This is a genomic window from Pseudomonas chlororaphis subsp. chlororaphis, from assembly GCF_003945765.1.
Lineage (GTDB): Bacteria > Pseudomonadota > Gammaproteobacteria > Pseudomonadales > Pseudomonadaceae > Aquipseudomonas > Aquipseudomonas chlororaphis.
This window is the reverse complement of sequence record NZ_CP027712.1, coordinates 3512272-3528500: the sequence shown is the minus strand read 5'-3', so window position 1 is coordinate 3528500 and position 16229 is coordinate 3512272. Positions and strand designations below refer to the sequence as shown.

Genomic DNA, 16229 nt, shown 5'->3' with positions numbered 1-16229 from the left:
TCGTGCCATGCCTCCAGCGGTGCCGGAGACTGCTTCAGCCTGCCAGGTAGTCAGCGATCGGATACTTCACGCACAGCGCCTCGGCCTCCGCGCAGAATTGCTTGCGCAGCGCCGGGTCCAGGGTGAACTCGCTCTCGCCGAGCGGAGTCACCTGGTCCAGGATCCGGCAGAGCAGGTCGACGATCTGCCGGCATCCCTGCGGGTCGACATGGCGCTGGGCGAGGGCGCCGGTACCGATGCGCAGGCCACTGGTGACGAAGGACGAACGTGTTTCGCCGGGCACCCGGTTCTTGTTGACGATGATTCCGCAGTGCTCCAGCGCGGTCTCGGCGATAGCGCCGGTCATCGCTGCGCGCAAGCGAATCAGAATGGTGTGGTTTTCGCTGCGACCGCCCACCACCTCATAGTCCCGGGCCTGGAATTCGCTGGCCATCACATCGGCCGCGGTGCGGATGCGTTGCATCTCGGCATCGAATTCGGGGGTCATGGCATAACCCAGCGCCGCGGCCTTGGCGGCCATCATGTTGACGGCCGGCGCGCCTTGCATCCTCGGGAACACCGCCAGTTCGAGCACCCGGGCGAAGGTCGCATCGCGGCCGGGGACTTTTTCATTGGCGTCACGGCCCGAGAGAATCAGGCCGCCACGGGGGCCTGCGAGCTGTTTGTGGGTGCAGGTGGTGGTGACGTGCGCGGCGTCGATCGGGCTCGGATGGCGCCCGGTCGCCACCAGGCCGGCGATATGCGAGATGTCGGCCATCAGGATGGCGCCGGCTTCATCGGCGATCTGCCGGAAGCGCTCGAAGTCCACGACCCTGGAGTAGGCCGTGGCGCCGCAGATGATCAGTCGCGGCCGATGCTTGAGGGCCAGCCTGAGGACTTCGTCGTAGTCGATCAGGCCTTCCTTGGTGGTGCCATAGCCGATGGCCTTGTAGTAGGTGCCCGAGAACGTCACGGGGCTGCCATGGGTCAGGTGGCCACCGTTATCCAGGGCCATGCCCAGTAGCGTGTCGCCAGGTTCGAGCAGGGCGGCGAGCACCTGGTAGTTGGCGCTAGAGGCCGAGTGCGACTGGACACCGGCATATTGCGCACCGAACAGCTCCCGGGCACGGTGGATCGCCAGGGACTCGACCAGGTCCACGTTTTCGCAGCCAGCGTGATAGCGGCGTCCGGGAACGCCTTCGGCGGTGACATTGACCAGCGCGGAGGACGAAGCCGCCAGGGTGCGGGGCTTGACCGCGCAGCAAGAGGCGACCAGCGAGAGGGTGCGTTGCTGGCGAGCGACCTCGGCGTCCAGGATCTGCGCCAGTTCGGCGTCGTGTGCCTGAAGATCGGCCAAGCCACGCTTGAGCAGATCGGCCTGGGTGAGAAGTGGTTGATGATTGACTGTCATGACTTGCTATCCCTTCCTTTGGTGTTGTGTGCTGCGAACGCCAGCACGGTTTCCTCGACCTCGCGCGCATGGGTACGCACGAAGTAATGCCCGCCACCGGCCAGGGTTGCGGCCTGGGTGACGTCGATGAACGTGCGCCATTGCTCCAGTACCGTTTCGGGCTCGGCGGTAGCCGGATCTTCATCGCCGAGCAGGAGCAATGCCGGTACGCCATGCGCCGGGTGCTGCGCCAGGTAGCGATAGGCCTCGCAGGCGATCAGATGGTCTCTGCGGCCGCGGGCCAGCATGCTCTCGACCTGGCTGTCGAGCAGTCCGGTGAAGGCGCCCAGGGAACGCAGGTAGTCGGTCCAGGTCTGGTCCGCCGTGGTTTCGGCGGCGCCAATCGCGGCATCGGCATCCAGCACCGGGCGCGAGGCTGCAACCACCAGTGACAGGCTCTCGTGCCTGTCGGCCATGCTCGAGGCAATGCACGCCGCGGTGGCCGCGCCGGCGCAGTGACCGTAGATCACCAGGCGGGCGGCGCCGATCTCTTCGATCTCGGTGGCAAGGGTGTCGAGCAGGGCATGGAAGTCCAAGGCGTCCTCGACCTTGAAGTCACCGAAATCCACGCCGAAAACCTGCACATCCTGCGTGCCTTGAAACAGGCCGCGGTAGGCCGTGGCGTCTCCGCCGCCGAAAGGCACTGCAATTACCGCGGTCGAACCCGCGGCGGCTTGCACATCGCCAAAACAGACCAGGCGCACGGCTTGTCGAGTGGCTTCGCAGAGGATGCGCCGGGCCAGGTCAACGGCCGTCGGGTGCTCGAAAAGCGTCACGATGGGCAGGTTGCAGGACAAGCGCGACATCACCCGAATAGCGTCGAAGGAGTCGCCGCCGAGGTTGAAGAAATTGTCTGCAGGGCCGACATGCGGCAGCTTGAGCACCTCGGCAAACGTGGCAGAGACGCGAGCCACTTCGTCGGCGAGGACGTGTTCATCGAACTGGATGTTTTCAGTCATTCCATTCACTCCTATCCATAAGTACATCAGCGAGTTCATTGAGCAGGTGGGTGGCGGCACTGGCGTCGCAAAACGGCCCCTCGATCTCCAGGAGCAGTTGCGAAGCGCCTATGCGGCGTATTTCGATTCCCACCGGAAACGTCGCGCTCATCACCTGCGAGGCCGGGATACCGCGCCTGCCCGCGCCGTTGATGAACAGCTCGGACGCCCGGCAACAAGCCAGCGCCTGGCGCGCTGCGGGACAGCGACGAGCACGTGCCTCAAGGCTGGTTTGCCCGGGCAGCAGCTGTTCTCCAGGGACTGCGAAGGAGAGCGGGACAAGGCCCGTCATCATGCCGATGGCATCCTGCTGGTGAGCCGGGCGCCAGTCATGGGAGGAACACAGGGTGTCGCCCTCGGCGATGACATCGGCCCGCCGCAGGCAGGCCAGGAGCGTCGCCAAGGGCGGCTTGTCGATATTGATCGTGGCGATGTCCAGTCTGCGTTGCAGACTCACTCGCGGCCCTTGGGCATTGAAGGCCAGGCGCCCGGTTTGCCGCAGGCGCACTGGCGTCATCGGTTGCGCAACAACTGTGCGCAGCCCGTCCTCAGCGTGCGCGTGCAGGGCTTGCGCCTGGACATAATCGTCATAGCACTCACGCCCTCGACGCATGTGCGCCAGGGCTGAACCGACGTCAGCGGATTGCGCTGCTTGCAGCCGCCGCGCCAGAACCTCGAGGCTATGTTCGTCGGCCAACCCATGATGGATCGAGAGGAGGCAGTGCCATCCAGTGCCAGTGGCCAGGCTGCCGGCGGCAAATAGCGCAGTGCCGGATCTGACAGCCAACTGGGCCTTGCGCAAGGCCTCGGCAGCGCTGCTGCCACGAACATCGAGCACTTCAAGATACTGCCCCAGCTCCTCGCCCCATCCAGCGATCAGCAGCTGGCGCAAGAGTCCGAGATCCGGGTCGGTCCCATCCTTGAGCGGTATGACCGTGGAAACTTCCTGGACGACCCCGGTGTAGAAGCCCTGGGCGACCATGGCCCTGGCCTCGACGCTGAGCCTGGCGTCGGCAAGCACCTGCATCATGCCCAGCCGTTCGATCGATTCCGTGGCCGGGCCTTGAGCTGTTGTTTTTGACATGTCCGATCCTCGGCGCGCAGGCATCATCCGGCGGCGATTTCGATCCATTGGAGAACGCATTTCCGGGCGCCCGTAGCTCTCCCGTCCAGCGGGAAGGCCATAAGGCGCGCAGCGTTTTTTTACGACGGCCTTAGTCGGTCATGTCGTAAAAATGCGTCGGCTTTTTACTTGCTTCGAGCGGGCCGATCAGTTTCTAAGGCGCACGCAAAGGAGGGAACCTGACGGAATGTCGGGCAGGGTTCCGAGGGGGTAGGAATCATTGCTCGCAGCATTTCGCTCATGGGCCGAGGTGCTGAGGGCGGGGGTTTCAAGGGGGGCTGGCAGGTTCCGGACAACAATATCGGCAAACAAAAACATTAAGCCATTCCTTAGCTTGGGTAGGAAAAATGTCGCCTTTTGGGCGATCTAAATAAAGCATCCTTTGATACGGCATCAGGTAATCCCTGATTTGGCTAGGGGATGACCCTGCTCGCCATAGGGGAAAACCTTAGTAGGTAATGTCGTAAGCGCAAGTAAGTTTTTTCCGATTTTTTAAAAAATTATCGGACTGCCCCAGGCTGCGGTTCAGCCGTGGAAAACATGCGGACCTGCCATCAGCAAAGCCGGAGGTGCGCCACGGCCAAGTAATAGGCCGCGGCGTCAGGGGAGGGGAGAAATAGAGGAAAGCGGGGGCTCAGCAGTGGATGTGTTCAGCCGCATGCATGGCCAGGTAGGCATCGAGCTTCTTGTCGTTCAAACCCAAGGTACTGAGAATTTGCGCCATGAAGCTGACAGGCGCGCTACCAGGGGCGGTAACCACCCCCTGGTCGGCAACGGCATAGGGCACATCCTGGTAATAGTCCGCTCCGCGGTAATGCACCTGCTTCAGGTTCTCAGCAGAGTTGGACGTATGCTGCACGTGATCCAGCACTCCGGCCTGGGCCAGGACGCGGGTGCCGTCACAGATTCCCGCAACGACGATTTTCCTGGCGTGGGCCGCACGAACCAGCGCCTCGATTGCCGGTGCCTTGTCTGTTTTCCACACAGGGCCTCCCGTCACGATCAGCAAGTCGACATCGTCCAGCTCGATGGCTTCGATGGCCAGGTTCGGGATGATGGTCATTCCTCCGGATGAGGTCACTTGCTTGCCACCGGGGGCTGCGAAACGAGTGTCGAAGCCATAGTAGGCTCGCCCCGTGGAGTTGATGAGTGCGGGTTCCCAGTCGGAGAAATTCTCGGTGAGAATAGTGACGGCACGTACCATTTGAGTGTCCTTCTCAAGTATCCATGATGATCGGCGGCAATGATCCAGAATGCGGGTCCTGGCCGGTTGCCATCGAGTGTAGGCGCTGGCGCGTCGCTGAATGACGGGGCTGAGTATCGGCGGGATGCATCGGACTCGACAATGACAGTGGTCAAAGGGTCGTCAGGTTGAGCATTGGAATCAGCAAGAGCGAAACGGTGTAACCCCGACCTGTAAAGCACTGACACCCGAGCGGCAAAAAATCCAACAGAAGGGCCCAGCAGGGCCCTTTTTTGTTATCGGGTTTTCAGAACGTTGCTCTGAATGCAATGACCATCAAAGCCACGCTTTGATCCGGGCGCATACCGCCTGGGTGGAAATGCCGTAGCGATCATGCAGGGTCGGTAGGGCGCCAGCGTCGAGGAAGGCGTCAGGCAAGGCAATCTGCCGGAACGCCGGAGTCACCCCGTTGCGCAGCAAGACCCCGGCCACGGCTTCGCCCAGGCCGCCGATGATCGAGTGATTCTCGGCGGTCACCACCAGCCGACCGGGCTTTCTGGCTTCGGCGAGGATGCTTTGTTCGTCCAGCGGCTTGATCGTCGGCACATGCAGCACGGCGACCTCGACGCCGTCGGCCTGCAGCTGCTTGGCCGCTTCCAGGGCGCGCATGGTCATCAGGCCGGTGGAGATGATCAGCACGTCGTTGCCGGTACGCAGGGTCTTGGCCTTGCCCAGCTCGAAGGTGTAGCCGTATTCGTCCAGCACCAGCGGCACATTGCCCCGTAGCAGGCGCATGTAGACCGGCCCCTGGTGCGCGGCAATGGCCGGCACCGCCTGTTCGATTTCCAATGCATCGCAGGGGTCGACGATCATCAGGTTGGGCATCGCCCGGAAGATCGCCAGGTCGTCCGTCGCCTGATGGCTGGGGCCGTAGCCGGTGGTGAGGCCCGGCAGCCCGCAGGCGATCTTGACGTTGAGGTTTTCCTCGGCAATCGCCATGCAGATGAAGTCATAGGCGCGGCGCGAGGCAAACACTGCATAGGTGGTGGCGAAAGGCACGAAACCTTCGCGTGCCATCCCCGCCGCCGCGCTCATCAGCAACTGCTCGGCCATGCCCATCTGATAGAAGCGCTCGGGATGGGCCTTGGCGAAGATGTGCAGGTCGGTGTACTTGGACAGGTCGGCGGACAGCCCGACGATATCCGCGCGCTGCTGCGCCAGCGCCGCCAGGGTGTGGCCGAAAGGCGCCGCGCGGGTGGCTTGGCCCTCGGCGGCAATCGAGGCAATCATCGCCGAAGTGGTCAGGCGTCTTTTCGCCGGCTGGACAGTGGTGGCCGGTGTGTTGGCGGCGTTGCTCATGCTTGTTTTCCTTCTTCCAGGTGGTTCAGCGCCAGGTCCCACTCGTGCTCTTCGACGCGGATGAAATGGGTCTTTTCACGGTCTTCCAGGAACGGCACGCCCTTGCCCATGCGCGTGTCGCAGATGATCACCCGGGGTTGGCCGGCGGGGTGATTGCGCGCGGCGTCGAAGGCGGCGACCAGGGCCTGCAGGTCATTGCCATCGACCCTCTGGGTGAACCATCCGAAGGCCTGCCAGCGCTCGACGATGGGCTCGAACGAGAGGATTTCGCTGGAGTAGCCATCGGCCTGCTGGTTGTTGACGTCGACGATGGCGATCAGATTGTCGAGCTTCCAGTGCGCGGCCGACATCACCGCTTCCCAGGTCGAGCCTTCGTTCAGTTCGCCGTCGGACAGCAGGTTGTAGACGAAGCAGGGCGAGCCTTTGCGCTTCAGGCCCAGGCAGGCGCCGACCGCGATCCCCAGGCCCTGGCCCAGGGAGCCGCCGGTGATTTCCATGCCCGGGGTGTAGGTGGCCATGCCCGACATCGGCAGGCGGCTGTCATCCGAGCCGTAGGTTTCCAGCTCGTCGAACGGGATGATCCCGGCCTCGATCAAGGCCGCATAGAGGGCAATCGCGTAGTGACCGATGGACAGGTAAAAGCGGTCGCGCGCCTCCCAGTGCGGCTCTTCGGGGCGATGGTTCAGCGCGTGGAAGTAGGACACCGCCAGCAGGTCGGCGGCGCCGAGGGCCTGGCCGACATAGCCCTGGCCCTGGACCTGGCCCATGCGCAGCGCGTGGCGGCGAATATTGTGGGCGCGCTGCGCCAGGGTGATCGATGCAGCGGGTGAAGGATGGATTGTCATGGGGAAACTCCGTTGACTCAACGATTGACCAGGGCGGCAGGGATACGCAGCACCAACAGGGCGCCGCCCAGCAGCACGGCGGTGATCAGGTACATGCCGATGGCGCTGGAGCCGGTCTGGGTGGTGATCCAGCCAATCAGGTAGGGCGAGCAGAAACCGGCGAGGTTGGCGAAGCTGTTGACCGCCGCGATGCCAGCGGCGGCGGACACCCCGCCCAGCAGCGTGGTGGGCAGCATCCAGAACATCGAGGAGGCCGAGAGAATGCCGGCCGCCGCCAGGCACAGGCTCAAGATGGAAAGGGTGATGCTGCCGCCCAGCAGCGCGGCGAGGGTCAGGCCCAGGGCGCCGGCGATCATCGGGATGATCAGGTGCCAGCGCCGTTCGCGATGTCTGTCGCCACTGCGCCCGACCAACAGCATCGCGGCGATGGCGCAGAGGTAGGGCAGGCTGGTGAGGAAGCCGGTATGCAGCGGGTCGGCGACCCCCGCGTTGCGCACCAGTGTGGGCAGCCAGAAAGTGATTGCGTACTGCCCCATTACCACGCAGAAGTAGATGCCGGCGAGCAGCCACAGACGCTGGTCGCGGATGAACTCGCCCACTGAGCCATGGGTGACCTTCTTTTGTTCATCTTCGGCAAGCTCGCGGCTGATCAGGGCTTTCTCTTCGTCGTCGAGCCAGGTGGCCTGGTGCACGCCGTCCTTGAGATAGCTCAGCACCAGCAACCCGACCAGCACCGTGGGCACGGCCTCGAGCACGAACATCCACTGCCAGCCAGCCCAGCCGTGGACCCCGGCGAAATGGTTCATGATCCAGCCCGAGAGCGGGCCGCCGACCATGCCCGAGAGCGGGATGGCGATGAACCACAGTACGGTCATGCGCGCCCGCCGGTAGGACGGGAACCAGTAGGTCAGGTACAGCAGCAACCCAGGTGCCAGGCCGGCTTCAGCGACGCCCAAGAGAAAGCGCAGGACATAGAACTGCCAGGCGGTTTCGACGAAGGCGAAGAGGGCGGAGATGATGCCCCAGGTGATCATGATGCGGGCGATCCAGACCCGCGCGCCGACCTTGTGCAGGATGATGTTGCTCGGCACTTCGCAGAGGAAATAGCCGATGAAGAACATGCCCGCGCCCAGCCCGTACACCGTTTCGCTGAGGGCCAGGTCGTTCATCATCTGCAACTTGGCAAAGCCGACGTTGACGCGATCGAGATAGGCGCACAGGTAGCACAGCATCAGGAAGGGCATCAGGCGCCACGCGGTTTTGCGGTAGGCGTTGGAGCGCACGGTCGAAACCGCTTCGAGCGATAGGGTTGTCATGGTCTGATCTCTTGTTTTTATTGACCGGCAGGCCCGCAGGCCCGACTGCATCGTCGATCCAGAACCGCACGGGCCGTGAGGCCCGCCAGGTGTACTTCAGTGAATCAGCATGCCGCCGTTCACATCCAGGGTAATGCCGGTGAGGTAGGACGACAGGTCGCTGGCCAGGAACAGCGCGGCGTTCGCCACATCCTGGGCGGCACCCAGGCGGCCCAGCGGAATGCCGTCGATGATCGCGTGGCGACGCTCGTCCTGCATCAGCCCGCCGGTGATGTCGGTGTGGATCAGCCCGGGGGTGATCGAGTTGACACGCACCTGGTCCGGCCCCAGTTCCCGCGCCATGGCCTTGGCCAGGCCGAGCACGCCGGCTTTCGCGGCGCTGTAGTGCGGGCCGCCGAAGATGCCGCCGCCGCGTTGTGCGGAAACCGACGACAGGCAGACGATGCTGCCGCCAGCCTGCTGGCGCATCAGCGGGATTACCGCCTGGGACATCAGCAAGGTGCCGCGCAGGCTGACGTCCAGCACCTTGTCATAGTCGTCGGGGCGGATGTCCAGGGTCTTGAGGGGCTGGGTGATACCGGCGTTGTTGACGAGAATGTCGATGCGCCCGAAATGCTCGATGATCCGGGCGACCGCCTGTTGCACCTGGGCCTCGTCGGCGACGTTGGCGGCCAGGCCCAGGTGGTCTTCGCCCAGGGACGCGGCGGCATCTCGCGCGGCGGCGGCATCCAGGTCGAGGATCGCCACCCGGGCGCCGTGTCGCGCGAAGGTGGTCGCGGTGGCGCGGCCGATGCCACGCGCGGAGGCTGCACCGGTGATGATCGCGACTTTGCCTTGAAGGAGCATGGAGAGTACCTCTGATTGTTTTTATAGGGTCGACCCGCAACGAATCGATGACCCAGCTTCTCTCCCCTCAGACCCCTGAGCAATAACGCGAATCTCACTGGGTGCTGAAAATAATTCAGCACTCGCCAGCGGGACAATCGAATGGTTGAATGACCAAACGCCCGGCTCAGGCCCTCTGCAGCGGAATAACAACAATCATGCGTTCATCCGGCGATGCACCTTCGGTACTGCCACCCCTGAAAGCCATTCAGGCCTTCGAACAGACCGCGCGCTTCGGCAACGTCGCCCGCGCTGCGGAAGTGCTCGACCTGACCCCCTCGGCCGTCAGCCACCAGTTGGCCAAGCTGGAGGCGATGATCGGCCGCCAGCTGTTTTTCCGCACGGCCCGTGGGGTGACGCTGACTCCGGTCGGCGAGCAGTACCTGGCCGAAGTCTCCGGCATCCTCCACAGCCTCGCCGTGGCGACCGAACGCGCCACCAGCGATGTCAGCCTCGATTGCCTGCGCCTGCATTCATCGCCGAGCTTTGGCCTGCTGTGGTTGATGCCGCGGCTGGAGCAGTTTCGCCAGAGCCACCCGGATATCCAGCTCAACCTGTCGTGCTCCTACGAATCCCTGCACTTCAGCCGGGACAAGATCGACGTCGATATCCGCCACGGCTTGCCTAACTGGCCGAGCTTTGAAGTGCGCACGGTGCGCAATGAAAAGATCGCGGTGCTGGCCTCACCCAAGCTTCTGGAAAAGCGCCCGGTCCGCACGGTGGCGGACCTGCTCGACAGCCAGCTGATCCTCTCGGAAGCGACGTTGGTAAAGTGGCCGCAGCTGTTTGCCCAGCACGGTGTGTCGCGGCCAGAAAAACCCTACACCCTGAGCTTTGACCGCTCCTACATGACCCTGGAGGCAGCTAGCCACGGGCTCGGCTTCGCCTTGGAAAGCACCTTGCTGGCGCAGGATTATCTGGCGCGGGGGGCCCTGGTCGAGGTCGCACCCCAGTTGAGCACACCTATCACTGCCCATCATTTAGTATTTCCACGGGCGCACTCAAACTTTCCGAGAGTCAGGCGATTTCTTGAATGGATGCAGAAAGAATTGGGACATGACTTCAGTTACTGATCTGGAGTTCCCTCGTGGCAGCACCGGGCCCGACGGCTCAGCCCGTGAGGAGGGCAGGTCACCCCTCGAGCCGCACCAGCGCCTGCTGTAGTTCCCGACTGTCGCCACCCAGCGCAGTGGTCGCTTGTGCCGCCAGTTTCAGCAGCATTTTGCGCGCCCCCTTTATGACTTCTTCATTGAATCGCTCAGAAGGGCCCGAGAGGGTCAGGGCCCCCTTGAGTTCATTATTCATACCGAATACAGGCACCGAGACCGCTGCGGTATCCGGATCGCGTTCGCCAAATGAACTGGCCCAGAGCTGTTCGCGAACCTCCGGGAGGGCATGGTCAGTGGATAGGCCGAATGTGCGGAGAATTTTTCCGGAAGCCCCGGCCTGGAGCGGGAAGCGGTCGCCCTCGTGAATGGAAACCCGCACGGAACGCCTGGGCTCGACCCGAAAAAGAACAACCCGACTGTCGTTCTCGATGACGTAGAACGAGGAGGTTTCCCCGCTGTCTTCCGAGAGCGTCTCGAGTTTCGGGTAGATGATATCGCGCAGGCGAAATGAGCTTTGGTAAAGCGGTGCCAGCCGGAGTGGCTCGTGGCCGATGGCGAACTGACCGTCTGGCAGTCGGCGAATGAAGCCGGCTCTTTCCAGAGAGTTCATCAAGCGCAGAATGGTACTTTTGTAGAGGCCGGTGCGACGAGCCAACTCCGCCAGTGGCAGCACGTTGCGCTCGGCATCGAAGGCGCTGAGTATCGCAAAGGCACGGTCCACCGCGGCAACGCCTCCGTCAGCGGTGTTCTGGGGAGAGGCTTTATCGAGTATTTCGTTACTGTTCATAGTCATTTCGGCCAGTGATTGGGCAGCACGTCAGTGATCGTCAATAGGCTCGGCCCTGCTGCGGCCGAGCATTTTGACGGTACCTTACCCGCAGCGGATGCCTGTCGACTAGTCTGCGTGACAGAACGTGATTCTGATATCCAGCATTCGCAGCTTACGCATCTCGCATGAAGAAACGCAGCGACAAGGCCATGAGCGCGGCAAAGAACAAGACACAGCCCATGACCATCAGGCCCGCAGCGAACGACTGGGTGGACTCTTTGAGGTAACCCATCAGGTAGGGGCCGACAAAACCACCGAACGCACCGAAGGAGTTGATCAGTGCGATGCCACCTGCGGCCGCCTGGCCCGACAGGAACTTGGCCGGCAGGGTATAGAAGATGGTTTTGGCAGAAATTGTCCCGACCAGGGCCAGCGTTATGCCTATCAGGGCAGGCACCAATGCGTTCATGTTCAGCGCGAAGATCAGCGCCAGGCCTGCCAGCACCAGGGCAATCACCAGATTGAGGATACCTCTGCCCGTGCGGTCGACGTACCTGGCCCAGAACAGCAGACCGATCGTGGAGAAGAAGTAGGGAATCGCCGCTACCCAGCCGATCATGCTGAGTTCCACGCCTTGTGCCTTGAGCATCTGTGGCAGCCAGATACCAATACCGTAAGTGCCGATGGTGAAGCTGAACGTGATAGAGCTGAGGATCCATACGCGTGGATCTTTGAGTGCGGTGCCGAAGGCGTGGCGTTTCTGGTCCTTGCCGTTTTCCTTTTCCAGCATGCCGTTCAAGGCATCGCGCTCTTCCTGGCTCAGCCATTTGGCTTCGCTGGGGCGGTTGGCCAGCACTTTCAGGGTGATCAAGCCCAGTACACACGCCGGAAGCCCTTCGATCAGGAACATCCATTGCCACCCGGCCAGGCCCCAGACGCCATGCATCTGCAGCAACCAGATCGACAGCGGGCCGCCTACCAAAAAGGAAATCGGGGTCGCGACGGTGAACCAGGCCAGTACGCGCGTGCGGTACTGCGCGGGGAACCACAGGGTCAGGAAGAAGATCACGCCAGGAAAGAAACCCGCTTCCGCCACCCCCAGGATGAACCGCACGACATAGAAGCTATAAGGGCCGATCACCCAGGCAGTGGCCGCTGCTGCCAGGCCCCAACTGATCATGATGCGAGCCATCCACAACCGGGCACCGAAGCGGTACATCGCCAGGTTGCTGGGCACTTCGCACAGGCAGTAGCCGAAGAACATGATGCCCGCGCCCAGTCCGAACTGGGCGGCAGTGAGGCCGAGCTGATCGGTCATCTGCAATGCGGCATAACCAACGCTGGTGCGGTCCAGATAGTTGAAGAAGTAAGCCAGCGCAAGTAATGGAATCAAACGCCAGGCGGCTTTTTTCATGGCTTTGCGTTGAAGCTCGGAATGTTCTTCAGGTTTGTGCAGGGACAAATCGGTAGCCGGGGTCGTGACGTTCGCCATGACTGCATCCTCGGTGTTGTTGTTATGGATAACCGTGGCGGGATAGGCCGACGGTCTTGGCAGAATTTCGTGCGGCTCCGGCACCCCATCCTGCAGTTCGCGCCGAGCCTCCCTCGCCGCGTTCAGATCCAGTGGCCGCAGTGACAGGCCCAGGCTGGCCTGTCGCTACGCCGTTCAAGCGCTTCTTATCGTTCCGGCTGCTTCGAGGGCGGCGATCGCCTCGGGCGCGTAACCGATCTGTTCCAGCAGTTCCCGGGAGTGACTGCCCATTTCCGGGACGTTCAAGCGAGCGCCAAAACGTTGGCCATCCATCTCGAATGGGAGCATTGGAACTTTCACTTTCTGGCCGTCGGCAAGCACCAGTTCGGTCATGCCCCCGGACTCGTTCAGATGGCGATCCTCGAACAGATCCTCCGGGCGCTGGATCGGAGAGAAGGGCAGGCCGGCCTGTTCGCAAAGCGTCATCACGGCCTGCTTGCTCATGCCGCCAATGCGCTCGCGCACCAACGGCATGATTCGCTCGCGCGCTTTCACTCGCTGGTTATTGCGAGCCAGGTTTGGATCGCTGCCCAACTCCTGGAAGTCGAAGGCGTTGCAGAACGCTCCCCACTGGCTATCGCTCACCACACCGATAAACACCTGCTCGCCTGCTTCATCCGTGTCGAAGACGTCATAGATTGCCCAGGCTGAAATGCGGCTGGGCATCGGGGCCGCGGCGGCCCCCGTCACCACTTTTTGCATCATGTGTTGGGCAACGAGGAATGCCGAGTTTTCGAACAGACCGGTCTGGACGAATTGGCCTCGGCCGGTTTCTTTGCGCTGCAGCAGAGCGGCAAGAATGGAAACGGCGCTGAACATGCCGCCCATGACGTCGTTTACCGACGCGCCGGCACGAAGAGGGCGTCCGACAGGCCCGGTCATGTACGCCAGGCCGGTCATCATCTGCACCACTTCATCGAGCGCGGTGCGATTTTCGTAGGGGCCAGGCAAGAAGCCTTTCATCGAGCTGTAGATGATGTCCGGCTTGATGGCTTTGACCTGCTCGTAGCCCAAGCCCAGCTTTTCCATGGCGCCGGGACGGAAGTTCTCGGTGACGACATCGGCGGTGGCGATGAGCTTCTTCACCGCAGCCATGCCTTCAGCGGATTTGATGTCCACCGCAAAACTCTTCTTGTTGCGGTTGTAGGTCATCCAGTAGCCCGCACCCGAGCCCATCAGGCGCCGTGTGTTGTCGCCCTCCGGTACGGGTTCGACCTTGATGACCTCGGCGCCGAGGTCCGCGAGCAACAGACCGCAGGTTGGCCCCATCACCATGTGGACGAACTCGATGACGCGAATCCCGGCCAGTGGTCGTTTTTTTTCTTCTGGCAGACTCATACGGCCTCCTTGGCATAGGTGAAGTTCTTGCCGACGCCGGCATCAGGGATGAAGCCGTACAGCGGTTCGCCTGGCAGCCCCTTGAGCAGCCATTCCCGGGCGCTTACCAGGCGATCAAGATCGACACCGGTGCGCAGCCCCATGGATTCGAGAAGGTAAACCAGGTCTTCGGTCACGATATTGCCCGAGGCACCCGGCGCGTATGGACAGCCGCCAATGCCGCCCTGAGAACCGTCGAACGTCGTTACGCCGGCTTCCAACGCTGCAACGACGTTAGCCAGGCCTTGTCCGCGGGTATTGTGGAAATGCGCACTGCCGCTGAGTTGGCCTATTTCATTGCGCAGCCGCTTGAACAGGCGGCGGACCTGGGTGGGGTTGGCATAGCCAACCGTGTCGGAAAGACCAACCTCATCGACGCCGAGTTCGGCCATTTTCACGGCGATGGCGATGGTTTCGTCATCCGTCACCACGCCTTGCAGCGTGCAGCCAAAAGCCGTCGAGACACCGGCCTCTATCTGGATGCCGGGGAAGCATTCGTTGCGTAGCTCCACCACCGCCTTGACCTCCTCGAAGACCTGCGCATGGGTTTTGCGGATATTGGAAATCGAATGCTGCTCGCTCACGGAAATCGGCAGGGTGATCTTGTGCACACCGGCATAGAACGCTGCTTGGGCACCTCTCAGGTTGGGCACCAGCGCAGTGACGTAGAGGTTCGGCAAGGTCAGCGCGTGAGCCACGACAAGCGCGCAGTCGGCCATTTGCGGCAGCAGCTTGGGGGAGACGAACGAGCCCACCTCGATCTCGCGCAGGCCTGCCTTGGCCAAGGCCGTTATCCACTCCAATTTGGACTCGGTGGACATGATGGCCTTGATGCTTTGCAGGCCGTCACGCGGCCCCACTTCACTTACCAGGATGTCGATGTCAGCAGCGTCTTTCACAGTAGGTTCTCCTCATCTGCTGGAGAGCCTGTCGAACATTCACGCAATGCGGCAGCTAGGGAAAAGCACCTATTGCTGTGTTGTTCTGTCAGGCGGAATGATGTTCTATTTTTAGTATTGGTCGTAAAAATACATCCTGTCAATGACTCCTTCGATGAGCTGTTCTACAGGCCATCCGCTGCGCGCTGGCGAGGCTACGTCCCCTGGATGGCAGGCGATTTGCTCCGGCCAAAGCATCGCCTTCTGGAAGCGTCACGCTTGACAGGATAAAGAAATGCTCAGAAAGTTGTTCTGCCAAAAGAAACAATGTTCTATCTGGCAGAACATTTTTTTAACAAGAACAAGATTCTCTGTGCACCCGGACTGCAAGGTTGTCGCTCGAACAAATACCGTTCGCCCCCTTCGTCACGGTGCCAGCTGATACGCGGAGTGCTGCAATGAGTCTTTATCCCCCTCCCCAGGACCGGACCACCGAAGTTTTCACCCGCCTGCCGGAGGAGTTCTGGCGCACCGGTGACTCCGATTGGGTCCGCGCCAACAAGCCTGGCCAGAAGGTTGCCAGTTTTCTGGAAGGACCTTCTTTCGACCTGGACGGCAATCTCTATGTGACCGACATCCCTTACGGCCGCGTATTTCGCATCTCGCCGAAGGGGGAGTGGGAGTTGGTCGTCGAGTACGACGGCTGGCCCAACGGCCTGAAGATCCACCGCGATGGTCGGATTTTCATCGCCGACTACAAGCGCGGCATCATGTTGCTGGACCCGCTCAGCAAACGCATCGAACCCTTCCTCACCCACCGCCGCAGCGAAGGCTTCAAAGGGGTCAATGACCTGTTCTTCGATCGTGGTGGGCGCCTCTATTTCACCGACCAGGGCCAGACTGGCATGCACGACCCCAGTGGGCGGGTGTTCCGTTATGACCTGGAAAACCAGCGCCTGGATTGCCTGCTGGATAACGGCGCGAGCCCCAATGGCCTGGTGATGGATCTGCACGAGCAGGCATTGCTGGTAGCGATGACCCGAGGTAATGCGGTATGGCGCCTGCCCATTCAACAGGACGGCAGCACGTCCAAGGTGGGGACATTCACGGCCATGGCCGGCGGTGTGAGTGGTGCCGACGGAATGGCCCTGGATGAGCAAGGCAACCTGTTCGTCTGCGATGCGGGTAATGGCTGTGTGTGGGTCTTCGACGGCCATGCCGTTCCTCTCTACCGTCTTCGCTCCTGCACCGAAGGACGAACCCTGACCAACCTGGCCTTTGGCGGGGAAGGGAACCGCGACCTGTTCATCACCGACTCTTCAACCGGCCACATCCTCAAGGTGGCCATGGAGCATCCCGGCAAACGGTTGTTCTCGCACACCGCGCAATAACCACACGCAATGAAGACCGGTTCGCCTGGCCCTCGG

14 protein-coding genes are annotated in these 16229 nt (G+C 61.9%); 2 read left to right on the top strand and 12 right to left on the bottom strand.

Features of this window, described 5'->3' with window-relative positions:
• Positions 1 to 34: 34 nt before the first annotated feature.
• The 8 genes from C4K27_RS16140 to C4K27_RS16105 all read right to left on the bottom strand — a co-directional run bounded on the left by C4K27_RS16140 (position 35) and on the right by C4K27_RS16105 (position 9099).
• Entirely contained in the window at positions 35 to 1390 is a 1356-nt protein-coding gene (locus C4K27_RS16140; protein WP_053261237.1) for a serine hydroxymethyltransferase, read from the bottom strand.
• A complete protein-coding gene (locus C4K27_RS16135; RefSeq protein ID WP_053261236.1) occupies positions 1387 to 2388 on the bottom strand; it encodes an alpha/beta fold hydrolase in 1002 nt (333 codons plus the stop codon). The genes C4K27_RS16140 and C4K27_RS16135 overlap by 4 nt, the downstream gene beginning before the upstream one ends.
• On the bottom strand, positions 2381 to 3511 hold the full coding sequence (locus C4K27_RS16130; RefSeq protein ID WP_053261235.1) for a condensation domain-containing protein: 1131 nt from the start codon (positions 3509 to 3511) through the stop codon (positions 2381 to 2383). The genes C4K27_RS16135 and C4K27_RS16130 overlap by 8 nt, the downstream gene beginning before the upstream one ends.
• A 673-nt stretch (positions 3512 to 4184) precedes the next feature.
• Complete coding sequence (locus tag C4K27_RS16125) at positions 4185 to 4754, bottom strand: type 1 glutamine amidotransferase family protein (RefSeq protein ID WP_053261234.1); 570 nt, start codon at positions 4752 to 4754, stop codon at positions 4185 to 4187.
• Between the two features lie 315 nt (positions 4755 to 5069).
• Positions 5070 to 6092, bottom strand: coding sequence for a transketolase family protein (locus C4K27_RS16120; RefSeq protein WP_053261233.1), 1023 nt, complete (start codon positions 6090 to 6092; stop codon positions 5070 to 5072).
• Positions 6089 to 6937, bottom strand: a complete 849-nt coding sequence (locus C4K27_RS16115) for a transketolase (protein ID WP_053261232.1) — start codon at positions 6935 to 6937, stop codon at positions 6089 to 6091. Before C4K27_RS16115 ends, C4K27_RS16120 begins: the two co-directional genes overlap by 4 nt.
• A gap of 17 nt (positions 6938 to 6954) precedes the next feature.
• Positions 6955 to 8253, bottom strand: coding sequence for an MFS transporter (locus C4K27_RS16110; RefSeq protein ID WP_053261231.1), 1299 nt, complete (start codon positions 8251 to 8253; stop codon positions 6955 to 6957).
• Between the two features lie 96 nt (positions 8254 to 8349).
• Complete coding sequence (locus C4K27_RS16105; RefSeq protein ID WP_053261230.1) at positions 8350 to 9099, bottom strand: SDR family NAD(P)-dependent oxidoreductase; 750 nt, start codon at positions 9097 to 9099, stop codon at positions 8350 to 8352.
• Positions 9100 to 9296: 197 nt separating this feature from the next.
• On the opposite strand from C4K27_RS16105, the gene C4K27_RS16100 reads away from it, so the two are divergent.
• Positions 9297 to 10211: a LysR substrate-binding domain-containing protein gene (locus C4K27_RS16100; protein ID WP_053261229.1), complete on the top strand. Its 915-nt coding sequence runs from the start codon at positions 9297 to 9299 to the stop codon at positions 10209 to 10211.
• Between the two features lie 58 nt (positions 10212 to 10269).
• Here the strand turns inward: C4K27_RS16100 and C4K27_RS16095 are convergent, their stop codons facing one another.
• From C4K27_RS16095 to C4K27_RS16080, 4 genes are all read right to left on the bottom strand, one after another.
• Positions 10270 to 11034: an IclR family transcriptional regulator gene (locus tag C4K27_RS16095; RefSeq protein WP_081002301.1), complete on the bottom strand. Its 765-nt coding sequence runs from the start codon at positions 11032 to 11034 to the stop codon at positions 10270 to 10272.
• Positions 11035 to 11188: 154 nt separating this feature from the next.
• The gene (locus tag C4K27_RS16090) at positions 11189 to 12508 is read right to left on the bottom strand and encodes an MFS transporter (protein ID WP_081002288.1); all 1320 of its coding nucleotides are present in this window, start codon (positions 12506 to 12508) and stop codon (positions 11189 to 11191) included.
• 174 nt (positions 12509 to 12682) lie between these two features.
• Complete coding sequence (locus tag C4K27_RS16085; protein WP_053261227.1) at positions 12683 to 13885, bottom strand: CaiB/BaiF CoA transferase family protein; 1203 nt, start codon at positions 13883 to 13885, stop codon at positions 12683 to 12685.
• Entirely contained in the window at positions 13882 to 14823 is a 942-nt protein-coding gene (locus C4K27_RS16080) for a hydroxymethylglutaryl-CoA lyase (protein WP_053261226.1), read from the bottom strand. Before C4K27_RS16080 ends, C4K27_RS16085 begins: the two co-directional genes overlap by 4 nt.
• A 437-nt stretch (positions 14824 to 15260) precedes the next feature.
• On the opposite strand from C4K27_RS16080, the gene C4K27_RS16075 reads away from it, so the two are divergent.
• Positions 15261 to 16193 (top strand): SMP-30/gluconolactonase/LRE family protein, encoded by a 933-nt coding sequence (locus C4K27_RS16075; RefSeq protein WP_053261225.1) that lies wholly within the window; start codon positions 15261 to 15263, stop codon positions 16191 to 16193.
• Positions 16194 to 16229 lie beyond the last annotated feature (36 nt).